The organism is Sphingobacterium sp. UBA2480 (assembly GCF_002341965.1).
Classification (GTDB): domain Bacteria; phylum Bacteroidota; class Bacteroidia; order Sphingobacteriales; family Sphingobacteriaceae; genus Sphingobacterium; species Sphingobacterium multivorum.
On sequence record NZ_DDPA01000001.1, the window covers coordinates 46,368 to 58,190 of the forward strand.

Consider the following 11,823-nt stretch of genomic DNA (forward strand, 5'->3'; position numbering starts at 1 on the left):
ACAACTTGCTCTCTTCTTGGGAAGAGACATGAGAAAGAATACTATAAAGTAAAAATTCCGAATAACATTCGGAATCAATAGGTAAAAAGAGGAACGGTTGTAAAGCTTGTGCTTTACAGCCCAAACACTTGTGTTCTTTTGCATAGAGCATTTGGGTAAGGACTATGGCTAATTTACCCTTTTGCAAAGCAATTAATTGTAAAAATATAAAAGGGTTAGGTTTTAAAAATGTAAAAGCATAAAACTATAAAAGCGTAAAAGCATATAAGGGGTAAAGTATGAAGTGATAAATATTGTAGGTCTATTTACCAGGTTGCTAAATTTTAAGAAGTACATATGATTTACAAATAAGATATAAGGCTTTATGTAATGCTTTTCGTAAACAAGTAAAGCTGACCATACAAATATCTTACGGTGCATCCGTAAACTTAGTTAATTGCACTGTGATACAGATTTAAAATTAAGAAGCTATAAAATAATATAATATGGAAAAAAAGAAGGAAACATTAAAGGTAAGCATTTATGCACAGAAAGGCGGAGTCGGTAAATCGACGATGACAATTCTTCTCGCCAGCGCTCTGCATTACCGTCTCGGATATAATATTCTAGTACTGGATTGCGATTTTCCGCAACATAGCCTTATCGGTATACGTGAAAGAGATAAGCGTACCATTATGGAAAGCGATTTTCATAAAAAACTGGCGGTTAAACAATTCCATACGATCAATAAGAAAGCATATCCGATCATAAAATGTAAGGCGGAAAATGCACTTGAAAAAGCCTTTGAATATTGTGAGACAAGTTCTGTTAAGCCGGATATTATTTTTTTTGATCTCCCGGGCACCGTCAATACACACGGAGTCATCGGTGCTTTAAAAGGAATGAATTTTATTTTTTCACCTATTACTGCTGACCGGCTTGTTGTGGAGAGCACACTCGCATTCAGTGAGGTCTTTCTAAAACTCCCAGCAAAGAATATAAATGCCATTGAACAATCTTTATACTTATTCTGGAATCAGGTTGATGGCAGGGAAAAGACAGGTCTTTACGAATTATACCAAAGCGTAATAGAGGAGCTGTCGCTACGTATTATGCAGACGCGGATCATGGACAGTAAACGCTTTCGTAAAGAAATTGATGATACAGGTAATTATGTGTTTAAATCGACCCTGCTACCTGCTGATGTGCAAATTTTAAAAGCCACACGTGTGGACCAATTCGTTATAGAGTTTCTAAAGGTAATTCATATGTAGGATGGCAATAAAGAAAGATCGTAAAGAGTTTGAGAAACCCATCATAGATGAGGAGTACTTGATGAACATCATGTCTGGTGATGAACCTTTGCCTGCGACAAATTCGGATAAGGGTATGGACAAAAATACAGATTCACCGGCTAAAGTTGAGAAATCCAGGACAAGAGCTGGCAAAAAGATGGATTACGAAGAGTTATTTCTTGTAAACCGCTTTCCCAGTGGCAGAAGTGGCAAGGTTGTCTATATCCGATCAGAATATCATGAGCGGCTATTGCGAATAGTGCAGTTGACCAGGGAGGATAAAGTAACGCTGTATTCATATATAGACAATATATTGGAAAATCATTTCCGAGAATATGGAGATGAGATTACTGAGTATTTCAATAAAAAATTTAAACCCATTTTATAAGATGAAAAAGCAAAAAAATCAGTTTGAAGTTACCGTAAAGCTCCATCAGCAGATAGCGTATGAAAATGTGAAATATGAATCACTATTCCTATCAGATAGCTTCATGGATAAGCGTGGAGATAAGAGCATCTATGTTAGCGGTGAGCATCACACCAGATTATCGAGAATTGCGAATGTAATAGGTGAGGATAAAATACCTTTATATGCGTTGCTTGATAACATATTGAGGCATCATTTCGCGCTATTTGCGGAAATCCTGGTGAAGGAATTTAACGACAAATCAAAACCCCTTTTCTAAGATCATGGAGGGTTTAATGCAGATTTTAATATTGTTTTGCCTAATTGTCGTGATTATACTATTGTTGCTTGACAAGGTTAGGTTTATGAAACCTCAGCGGAAAATATATCGAAAGGTTGAGCAGGAAGCTGAACCGCATGTCATCGGTAGGGTAGCAATTCCTGAAAAGGAAAAAGCACCCGTCTGGCTTGCCAACAGGAAAAAGCTGATTGAGCAAATGTTAGTAAATAAGGTGGATGAGGGTAACAACGATTCAATCGAAAATGACCAGGAAGAAGAAAGTGCCTCTAAGTTTAATATAGAAGACTCTAACGATTCCGATGATATTCCACCGGATGATGATCGGTTTGGACAGGCAGTTTCCTTAAATGAACTGACAAAAGTTGGGAACCTGTTGCAGAAGGACAGTCTGGATGCAGCGCAAGAAGAGGAAACTAGGAACATCATCCAAAAAATTGAGGGAACAGAATTTCTTGCTATGATGCAACTGTCTATTGATGGAGCTTCTCAGAAGATTGCCAGACTTTTGGACAAGTCGTTATCGGAAAAACATATTTTTATTCCGAAAGAGGACCAGAATACTGCACTGGACAATTTCGATATCGGGGACTTTATTTGATGCTGAATTTGAAAGGCACTAATTAGTAACAATAAATAAAGCAACAATGATAGCAAAGGATGATCCTGATTATATAATTGAAGAATACAAAGGTCAGATAATAGCCAGTCATAAAAATAATGTTTCACAAAAATCAATTGACAATATTATCATTGTTTATGATAAGCTTGATTTTCCCGACTATGGATTTTACATCGGACTTGATGATTCAAAAAGTATAGGCTACAGGAAAATGGAACCTGTTAATATCGAAGATGCCAGAAATTATATTGATTGGTTATCAGAAGTGACGAATAAAAAAGATATTGAGCAAGATAGGTCAGTTTCTGTTCCGATGCCAATAAAAGAAGTTGTGGGCCAGATCTTATCTGAGGTCGCTTTGAAAAGGATGGAAAATAAAGATGCGCAGTCCCTAATTAAATCCCGGAAAAAGGGTAGGGGGATGTAAAGAGATATTGATATATATTATTGAAATTATGGAAGTGAACCTACCTGAAATGGAAATATGTGATACTATATTTCAATTTAATATTGATAATTTAGTTTTAATTGAAAAAAATGATCCAAATAATCTCCTGTTTTTCAACGAAATGCTTGACCATCTTACGCATTACGAATTTTTTTACAGTAAAATCAATAAAAATACTCCTACGGAAAGACGTTTGGGACCCGCAGATGATATATTTAACGAATCCGAAAGAAGTAAGGAAGAATTTGCTCACTCAACAGTAAAAGTAAGCGTTCCACGAATTGCTGAGATTGATCCGGAAGGTATGATGCGGAAATACGGCTGTAGCGTGGATGACATTAAAAATAAAACTGATTTTGACATCATCGTGGATCAGGATGTCCTCAGACGAAGGATATCTGGTGAACGCGTAAAAATTGATATTGCGGGTATAGTTTATGAAATAGATGCTATAGCTAATTCACTTCGACCAGTAAATGGTGCTATAGATAGAATAAACCTAGCGGAGTATCGGTATGATTATTTTATTGATGATGAAAGTTGCTATTACTTAGACTGCAATATGAATGACGGCCGTATCGTCGATCTGCTTCGAGATCAAACGGTCGAAAATTTAATAGAATATAAAATTCCGGACCTTACAAACTTAGATCCAATTGCAGTTATCAATAATTTTCATTTCCTTACAGATCTTGAACTATATTATCAGGATCTTAAAATGTTTCATATTGCCGAACCGTCACAACAGCAGATCAATGGAAACGCTTTGCTAAACAGTGATTTTACTGTTAAAAATCCAGAACTGAAGACCTTGATCCTGATCTCAGAAAATGATCCTGATTTTACGCTAAAAGAATACCGGAATTATATTATTGCAAGTAGTAATGAAAGTCGCCATCTTGATAAAAACCTGACTGTAATCTTTGAAAAAAACAACAAGCCCGAAAATGCGCAGGTAATCATCCCTTCTTCTAAACAGTCTATTAACAATATTGAGCAAGGTATAAATGAAGCAATGAAGTATATTGATATTCTTGCGGATAATCCTAATATTATATCCAATAGCTCAGTATTGAGTAATGCTCTTTCGATAAATCAATATCTTGAACTGTACCATTCGCAAGGTAAAATAGAGGCGAAAAAATTCCCGAAAAATGAAAAATCAACAATTGAGAATCCCCAGAAAGGGAAGCAGCCAAAATTTTGAATGTAGATATTTTTGATATTTGATAGGAAAACCACGGAAAAATAGTACCTCAGTCTTCTATAATTAACTAAATATTTTGTGTTACGGCAGACTTTAGCTCAGCAATTACATTAATAAAAAATAATAAAATGCTGAGTTATGGGAAAAGAACTACCGATCTATACAGATCCAGATTACGGAATTGAGTTTATCGTTGATGTGGAGAAATTCGAATTTCGAGAAAGGGCTAATCCAGAAAACCGCTACACATTGGAGGATATTATAGATCTGGGGGAAGCAGGATACCGCTTTGATCATTTCGACAAGACAAGCAGACAGGATTTAACCATAATTCCTCCGCAATTTGTTACACTGGCCCCTAAGCAGATGGCTGAGAAATATAATAAAGCTGTTGAGGAAATCCTCTTACTGAGCGATTTTGAGCTTATGGTCGATCAGAAGGCATTAACAAGACGAATTAAAAATGGAGAACTTCCAACAATTGAAATTGGTGGCCATATCTTTTATGCAGATGCCCGGATAGATCTTTTACGGCCCAAGGATGATTTTTCGACGATGGGGATAAGTTTTGATGAGCTGGAGGACTGGTATGTTGACGAAAAAAATACATATGCATTTCCGTATAACCCACGAACACATGAAATAGGGAAGATCGAATGGGATAAAGTTGTAGAATATCCAAAAGACCTATTATTTGTTGAAATACCATTTGTGAAGACCCTTGATCCGGTAGGGTGGAATCGAAAATGGGGGTGGGGGGAAATAGAAGGCTTAAAAGAAACGGGTCTTCGGCTTGACTTTAAGGCCGACGTGATCCCATGGAATAAGTCAGGAATCGATCAAATTATTTCCGAAAATAAACTCAAACAGCCCATCAAGGATGCAGTAAAAAAAAGAAATGAAAATAAAGAAAATAAGAAGGGACGGAAATTGTAGCACATAGTAGTACGACCGCCAGACTTTTCCAGTCTGGCGGTTTTTTTTTGTTTTCCTAAGTCCGATTAGGACATCAACGGCAAACTTAGTACGTCTAATACCACCTGCCCCCAAATCTGATCTAATCTCGAACACCTTTGTTTCCAAGCCCGTAGAAACGGGTATTACAAACTTAAAATGTAATGAAACATGAAAAAATCAAAACAAAAAATTTTGCTTGGGTTGCTGTTGATTTCACTTGCCAGCAATGAGGTATTTGCACAGGGAAATGGTGCAGCGGGCATTCAAGAGGCGACACAGATGGTCACAAGTTACTTTGATCCCGCGACCAAACTGATCTATGCGATCGGTGCAGTGGTCGGGCTCATCGGTGGAGTGAAGGTGTACAACAAATTCAGTTCGGGGGATCCTGATACCTCAAAGACAGCGGCCAGCTGGTTTGGGGCATGTATATTCTTGATCGTCGCAGCAACTATCTTACGATCATTTTTCCTTTAGGCTGATGCTATTAAATCTTTTCAATTATGGCAAAAAGTAAGATGGTTACGCCACTGACATACTATGGCGGAAAGCAGCAGCTGGCAAGGATCATTATTCCTCTAATACCACCACATTACACTTATGTGGAACCATTTGTTGGTGGCGGCGCAATATTCTGGTCGAAACCCAAGTCTGAGGTTGAGGTGATCAACGATTGCAACCGTGAGTTGATCAACTTCTATGAGATTGTCCAAAATCAGTTTGTAGAGCTGGAAAAAATGATACGGATTACACTTCACAGCAGATCGCTTCATAGCGATGCTCTGGTGATCTATAACAATCCTCATCTCTTTGATAGGTTACAACGTGCCTGGGCAGTATGGGTGTTATGTAATCAGTCTTTTAGTGCAAAGATCGGTGATTCGTGGGGATATGATGTTCGTGATCAGACCTCTTCCAGAAGAATGAGCAATAAGCGCACTTCATTTTCCGAGCAATATGCAATACGTCTGCAGAATGTCCAGATCGAAAATACGGATGCCATTAGAATTATCAATTCGCGAGATCACGAAAAGGCATTTCACTATTGTGATCCGCCTTATTTTAATAGCGACTGCGGTCATTACGATGGGTACAGTAAAGATGATTTTGAATCTCTGCTTTTGTGCCTATCACATGCAAAGGGAAAATTTCTTTTGAGCAGTTATCCGAGTGATATCCTTAACAGATTCAGCCGGGATTTTGACTGGCACACTGTACAAATGCAGAAAGAGGTGCTGGTCGATAAACATTCGGGAAAAGTGGCAAAGAAAAAGATTGAAGTACTTACCGCCAACTATGACCTAGCGATTGTGCAAGGAACCCTAAATTTTAAATCTTAAGAACATGAAAACCTTTAACATCAATAAGGGAATCGGCTGTACAGTTGAATTTAAGGGGTTGAAAGCGCAATATCTCTTCGGATTTGCCGGAGGATTATTATTGGTGCTGATCCTCGTAATGGTGCTGTACATGGCCAACGTAAATATGTATCTCTGCCTTTCGGTGGGCTGCATATCTGCATCGGTGATCGTTTGGAAAACTTTCAGCCTGAACAACCGGTACGGTGAACATGGACTGATGAAGCATGGTGCGAAAAGAAAGCACCCACAGTATATCATCACCCGTAAACCTGTGCAGTCTTACCTAAATTCTCCAACAGCTAGAGGTGAGAATAATCAAAATTTTAACGCTAATTCTTAAACGATATCATGAGAAATATTTCTAAGACCACAACTTTAGAAAGCCGTTTTCCCCTTCTTGCAATTGAGAACAATTGCATCATATCGAAAGAAGGAGATCTTACGGTTTGTTTCCGGGTACGGCTACCTGAAATTTTCACGGTAGGCACGGATGTGTATGAATCTATTCATTCTTCGTGGTGTAAAGCGATCAAAACTTTACCAGATTATAGTATCCTGCACAAGCAGGACTGGTACCTGAAAGAGCAATATCAACCGGACCTAGAAAAAAATGAACACAGTTTTTTGTCACGTTCCTTCCAGCTCCACTTTAATGAACGTCCCTTCTTAAACCACTACTGCTACGTTTTTCTGACAAAAACGACAAAGTCGCGGATGCAGTCGCAGAGCAATTTCAGTAGTTTGTGCAAGGGTAATCTTGTGCCTAAGGAAATACGGGATAAAGAAGGAATGCGACGTTTTCTGGAATCGGTCAGCCAATTCCAGCGGATTATTAATGACAGTGGTCATATAACAATGGATCAGATCGGTGAAGGCGAAATTTTGGGGACTGATGGTCAGACAGGAATTCTGGAACAGTATTTTACGCTGTCCCGCGAGAATAATCCTGTTTTGCAGGATATAGCATTAGGAGCGGAAGAACTTAGGATCGGTAGCAAAAAAATGGTCCTCCACACCTTATCAAATACGGATGATCTTCCCGGAACCGTTTCTGACTGTAGCCGTTATGACAGGCTTTCCACAGATCGAAGTGACTGCATGCTGTCCTTTGCAAGCCCTGTTGGACTGATGCTCAGCTGTGACCATATCTACAATCAGTATCTGTTTATTGATAACAGTTCAGAAAACCTGAAGAAATTTGAGAAGTCAGCCAGGAATATGCACTCACTGGCTCGCTATAGCCGGGCAAACCAGATAAACAAGGAATGGATCGAACGTTATCTTAATGAAGCACATTCTCACGGTTCACCATCGATCAGGGCACATTATAATGTATTTGCATGGAGTGAGGACCGCGAGGAACTTCGAAACCTGAAAAATGATGTCGGAAGTGCGCTTGCGCTGATGGAATGCAAGCCCCGCCATAATACGGTCGATGCTGCTACTTTATTTTGGGCGGGTATTCCTGGCAATGCGGGTGATTTCCCCGCCGAAGAATCCTTTTATACCTTCATCGAACCAGCATTATGTTTTTTTACCCAAGAGACAAATTATCAGGATTCGCTGTCGCCATTTGGGATTAAGCTTGCAGATAGGCTGACAGGGAAACCGGTACACGTAGACCTCAGTGATTTGCCGATGAAAAAGGGGATTATCACGAATAGAAACCGTTTCATTCTAGGCCCATCTGGGGGTTGGCGGGTTATTCTTAACTGAATAGCCCGCCAGCCCACCCAAAAAATGGAAGTGGAAAATCATTCTTCACCAATCATATGGTGAGACAGTATTATGAGCAAGGTACTCATGTACTATTGGTAGATACTGGTAATTCATACCAGGGATTATGCGAACTGATAAAAGGTAAGACAAAAGACAAAGACGGTGTCTATTTCACATACACGGAAGACAACCCGATTTCATTCAATCCCTTCTTCACGGATGATAATGTGTTTGATATTGAAAAGCGAGAAAGCATAAAGACTTTGATCATGACATTATGGAAGCGAGATGATGAAGCTCCAAGACGGAGTGAAGAAGTAGCCTTGTCGAACGCTGTTTCCGGATATATCGAACGGATCAAAAATAATAGCGAAACCCCTTGCTTCAATGGATTCTATGAATACGTCAAAATTGATTATAAAAAGGTGCTACAAGCGAAGGAGGTGAGGGAAAAAGATTTTGATCTGGCTAACTTTTTAAATGTGCTGGAACCATATTATAAAGGCGGAGAATATGACTATTTACTTAATTCCAATAAGGAGCTTGATCTTCTGAACAAACGATTTATCGTATTTGAAATTGATGCGATAAAGGACCACAAAATCCTGTTTCCGGTGGTAACGATTATCATCATGGAGGTATTTATCAATAAGATGCGCCGGTTAAAAGGTATCCGTAAGATGATTTTGATAGAAGAGGCGTGGAAGGCCATAGCGAAAGAAGGAATGGCAGAGTACATAAAGTATCTTTTTAAGACGGTAAGAAAGTTTTTCGGTGAAGCAATTGTAGTCACCCAAGAGGTGGACGATATTATACAATCTCCGATTGTAAAGGAAACTATCATCAATAATAGTGACTGCAAGATTTTACTCGACCAGCGGAAATACGCCAACAAATTTGACGACATCCAAAAAATGCTCGGACTGACTGAACGGGAGAAATCACAGATACTTTCAATAAATCAGGATAATGATCCTTCAAGAAAATATAAAGAGGTATGGATTGGTCTGGGAGGAACACACTCCGCAGTTTACGCCACAGAAGTCAGCCAGCAGGAATACTTGACATATACTACAGAGGAATCGGAGAAAATGGAAGTGATGGATCTAGCCCATGAAATGGGCGGGGACGTGGAGGCAGCCATCAAAAAGATTTCGCTTCGTAAAATCAAAGGGCTTTCGCCCACCGACAATTCAAAAAATTAAATAATCCTAAAATTTTAAAGAATGAAAAATTTATTAATGACCGTGCTGATGACATTATCACTTGTCATCACACAAAAGGCAAATGCGCAATGGGTAGTTACTGATCCAACCAATCTGGCTTCAGGGATTTTGAACTCAGCCAATGAAATAGTACAGACATCAAGTACAGTAAGCAATGTGGTCAAAAACTTCAATGAAGTCAAGAAAGTGTATGAACAGGGCAAGGAGTATTACGACAAGCTTAAAGCTGTCAATAACCTGGTTAAAGATGCAAGAAAAGTTCAGCAGACTGTGCTACTGGTCGGGGATGTAAGCAACCTATACGTTAACAATTTCGGAAAAATGCTTAATGATAAGAATTTTTCTGCCGCCGAGCTGGTTGCGATAGGAAATGGTTATTCCGCGCTTCTAAACGAGAGTACGGAACTGCTGAAAGAACTTAAGCAAATTGTGAGTTCAAGCAGTCTTTCACTGAATGACAAGGAGCGTATGGAGATTATTGACCGCGTATATAAAGAAGTTAAAGAATATCACAGCCTTGTAAGATATTATACCAATAAAAATATTTCTGTCAGTATTCTTCGTGCTAGAAAGCAGAATGATACCAAGCGTGTCATGGATCTTTATGGAACCGCTAATCAAAAATATTGGTAATTAATTCTTAGCCTTATGGAATTTAACAACTTACATGAGATTTTACGGGGTCTCTACGATGAGATGATGCCCTTGTCTGAAACGATGGCCGTAGTAGCAAAAGGGGTTGCCGGATTGGGAGCATTATTTTATGTGGCTTTAAAAGTATGGCAAGCTTTAAGCCGGGCAGAGCCTATTGATGTCTTTCCTTTACTAAGACCTTTTGCGATCGGCCTATGTATTATGTTCTTTCCGACAATTGTATTAGGTACTATCAATGGTGTGCTGAGTCCGATCGTTAAAGGAACTCATTCCATGCTGGAAGGGCAGGTTCTGGATCTCAATACCCTGCAGCAGCAGAAAGATATTCTTGAAAAGGAAGCAATGCTGAGAAACCCGGCTACCGCATATCTGGTCTCCGATGAGGAGTTTGACAAAAAGCTCGATGATCTGGGCTGGTCATTTGATGATATAGCAACGATGGTCAGTATGTACCGTGATCAAGCAGTCTACAATATCAAACAGGAAATTAAAAAAGAACTAAGGGAAATCCTCGAACTTCTTTTTCAGGCTGCGGCACTGGTCGTGGATACTATACGGACTTTTTTTTTAATAGTTCTTTCGATACTAGGACCGATTGCATTTGCCATATCTGTATGGGACGGATTTCAGAGTACGCTTACCCAGTGGCTCAGCAGATATATCAGTGTTTATCTGTGGCTTCCAGTCGCTGATCTATTTAGCGCTATGCTGGCAAAAATCAATGCCATGAGTGTGCAACGGGACATAGAGCTATTAAGTGATCCTTCATTTGTCCCTGATCCTGAGAATAGCGTTTACCTGATTTTTATGATTATCGGAATTGTAGGATACTTCACTGTTCCTACCGTTACCAGCTGGATCATTCAGGCCGGCGGAGCAGGCAATTTTACCCGCAACGTTAGTCAAGCGGCAATGCGTACAGGAAATGTCGGGGCAGCAGCGGCTGGAGCGGTCGTGGGGAATATTGGCGGAGAATTACTTGATAATAAAAGTGGTGGACAAAAAAGCAATTGATTATGGAATTCAGAACGCTAAGAAATATAGAAAACAGCTTCAAACAGATCAGGCTATACGCAATTGTCTTTGCGATACTGTGTCTTGTGGTGGCAGCCTTTGCCGTGTGGAAATCTTATTCCTTTGCTTCGGCACAACGGGAGAAAATATATGTCCTGGATCAAGGAAAATCGCTGATGCTGGCGCTGTCACAAGATGCAAGCATAAATCGCCCCGTAGAGGCACGCGAGCATGTTAGGAGGTTCCATGAGCTCTTTTTCACACTGGCACCAGATAAGGCAGCGATTGAAAGCAATATGAAACGGGCATTCGATCTGGCGGACAAAAGTGCTTTTGATTATTATCGTGATCTTTCGGAAAAGGGTTATTATAACAGGGTCATATCCGGGAACATTCAGCAGCGAATTGAAGTGGACAGTGTTATCTGTGATTTTAATACTTACCCTTATTCTGTGACCACTTACGCCAAGCAGTTTATTATCCGGTCCAGTAATCTAACCAGAAGGAGCCTTATAACGTCCTGCAATTTACTCAATAGTGTTCGGTCAGACAGCAATCCACAGGGCTTCCAGATTTTAAAGTTCTCAGTCCTTTCCAATAAGGATGAGGAAGTAATAGAGCGATAGATGTAAAATTT

At 39.5% G+C, this 11,823-nt stretch carries 13 protein-coding genes and 1 pseudogene; all 14 read left to right on the plus strand.

The genetic code is table 11. The features are described 5' to 3' along the window. Positions 1-485 precede the first annotated feature (485 nt). The 14 genes and pseudogenes from B3600_RS00160 to traK all read left to right on the plus strand — a co-directional run bounded on the left by B3600_RS00160 (position 486) and on the right by traK (position 11,812). Positions 486-1,253 (plus strand): ParA family protein, encoded by a 768-nt coding sequence (locus B3600_RS00160; RefSeq protein WP_286751666.1) that lies wholly within the window; start codon positions 486-488, stop codon positions 1,251-1,253. A gap of 1 nt (position 1,254) precedes the next feature. Then, positions 1,255-1,662 carry a DUF3408 domain-containing protein gene (locus tag B3600_RS00165; RefSeq protein ID WP_286751667.1) on the plus strand — a complete coding sequence of 136 codons (408 nt, stop codon included), beginning with the start codon at positions 1,255-1,257 and terminating at the stop codon, positions 1,660-1,662. Between the two features lies 1 nt (position 1,663). Then, positions 1,664-1,960 (plus strand): DUF3408 domain-containing protein, encoded by a 297-nt coding sequence (locus B3600_RS00170; protein ID WP_286751668.1) that lies wholly within the window; start codon positions 1,664-1,666, stop codon positions 1,958-1,960. A gap of 85 nt (positions 1,961-2,045) precedes the next feature. Beyond that, positions 2,046-2,579, plus strand: a complete 534-nt coding sequence (locus B3600_RS00175) for a hypothetical protein (protein ID WP_286751669.1) — start codon at positions 2,046-2,048, stop codon at positions 2,577-2,579. A gap of 46 nt (positions 2,580-2,625) precedes the next feature. Next, entirely contained in the window at positions 2,626-3,027 is a 402-nt protein-coding gene (locus tag B3600_RS00180) for a hypothetical protein (RefSeq protein WP_286751670.1), read from the plus strand. 28 nt (positions 3,028-3,055) lie between these two features. Then, on the plus strand, positions 3,056-4,255 hold the full coding sequence (locus tag B3600_RS00185; RefSeq protein ID WP_286751671.1) for a hypothetical protein: 1,200 nt from the start codon (positions 3,056-3,058) through the stop codon (positions 4,253-4,255). Between the two features lie 138 nt (positions 4,256-4,393). After that, positions 4,394-5,191 (plus strand): hypothetical protein, encoded by a 798-nt coding sequence (locus tag B3600_RS00190; protein WP_286751672.1) that lies wholly within the window; start codon positions 4,394-4,396, stop codon positions 5,189-5,191. Positions 5,192-5,380: 189 nt separating this feature from the next. Further along, a complete protein-coding gene (locus tag B3600_RS00195; protein WP_241282555.1) occupies positions 5,381-5,689 on the plus strand; it encodes a DUF4134 domain-containing protein in 309 nt (102 codons plus the stop codon). A gap of 26 nt (positions 5,690-5,715) precedes the next feature. Then, positions 5,716-6,552: a DNA adenine methylase gene (locus B3600_RS00200; protein ID WP_286751673.1), complete on the plus strand. Its 837-nt coding sequence runs from the start codon at positions 5,716-5,718 to the stop codon at positions 6,550-6,552. Positions 6,553-6,556: 4 nt separating this feature from the next. Then, positions 6,557-6,913 (plus strand): DUF4133 domain-containing protein, encoded by a 357-nt coding sequence (locus B3600_RS00205; RefSeq protein ID WP_286751674.1) that lies wholly within the window; start codon positions 6,557-6,559, stop codon positions 6,911-6,913. An 8-nt stretch (positions 6,914-6,921) separates the two neighbouring features. Continuing rightward, a pseudogene (locus B3600_RS00210) lies at positions 6,922-9,497 on the plus strand (TraG family conjugative transposon ATPase). Positions 9,498-9,518: 21 nt separating this feature from the next. Continuing rightward, on the plus strand, positions 9,519-10,151 hold the full coding sequence (locus B3600_RS00215; protein ID WP_376749769.1) for a DUF4141 domain-containing protein: 633 nt from the start codon (positions 9,519-9,521) through the stop codon (positions 10,149-10,151). 15 nt (positions 10,152-10,166) lie between these two features. Then, positions 10,167-11,186, plus strand: coding sequence for a conjugative transposon protein TraJ (gene traJ / locus B3600_RS00220; protein ID WP_286751675.1), 1,020 nt, complete (start codon positions 10,167-10,169; stop codon positions 11,184-11,186). Between the two features lie 2 nt (positions 11,187-11,188). Beyond that, positions 11,189-11,812: a conjugative transposon protein TraK gene (gene traK, locus B3600_RS00225; RefSeq protein WP_286751676.1), complete on the plus strand. Its 624-nt coding sequence runs from the start codon at positions 11,189-11,191 to the stop codon at positions 11,810-11,812. The last annotated feature ends 11 nt before the right edge of the window (positions 11,813-11,823 follow it).

Bases quoted from the DNA above. Each gene is read 5' to 3' on its own strand.
- B3600_RS00160 (WP_286751666.1), top strand. From the start codon at position 486: ATGGAAAAAAAGAAGGAAACATTAAAGGTAAGCATTTATGCACAGAAA.
- B3600_RS00165 (WP_286751667.1), top strand. From the start codon at position 1,255: ATGGCAATAAAGAAAGATCGTAAAGAGTTTGAGAAACCCATCATAGAT.
- B3600_RS00170 (WP_286751668.1), top strand. From the start codon at position 1,664: ATGAAAAAGCAAAAAAATCAGTTTGAAGTTACCGTAAAGCTCCATCAG.
- B3600_RS00175 (WP_286751669.1), top strand. From the start codon at position 2,046: ATGAAACCTCAGCGGAAAATATATCGAAAGGTTGAGCAGGAAGCTGAA.
- B3600_RS00180 (WP_286751670.1), top strand. From the start codon at position 2,626: ATGATAGCAAAGGATGATCCTGATTATATAATTGAAGAATACAAAGGT.
- B3600_RS00185 (WP_286751671.1), top strand. From the start codon at position 3,056: ATGGAAGTGAACCTACCTGAAATGGAAATATGTGATACTATATTTCAA.
- B3600_RS00190 (WP_286751672.1), top strand. From the start codon at position 4,394: ATGGGAAAAGAACTACCGATCTATACAGATCCAGATTACGGAATTGAG.
- B3600_RS00195 (WP_241282555.1), top strand. From the start codon at position 5,381: ATGAAAAAATCAAAACAAAAAATTTTGCTTGGGTTGCTGTTGATTTCA.
- B3600_RS00200 (WP_286751673.1), top strand. From the start codon at position 5,716: ATGGCAAAAAGTAAGATGGTTACGCCACTGACATACTATGGCGGAAAG.
- B3600_RS00205 (WP_286751674.1), top strand. From the start codon at position 6,557: ATGAAAACCTTTAACATCAATAAGGGAATCGGCTGTACAGTTGAATTT.
- B3600_RS00215 (WP_376749769.1), top strand. From the start codon at position 9,519: ATGAAAAATTTATTAATGACCGTGCTGATGACATTATCACTTGTCATC.
- traJ (WP_286751675.1), top strand. From the start codon at position 10,167: ATGGAATTTAACAACTTACATGAGATTTTACGGGGTCTCTACGATGAG.
- traK (WP_286751676.1), top strand. From the start codon at position 11,189: ATGGAATTCAGAACGCTAAGAAATATAGAAAACAGCTTCAAACAGATC.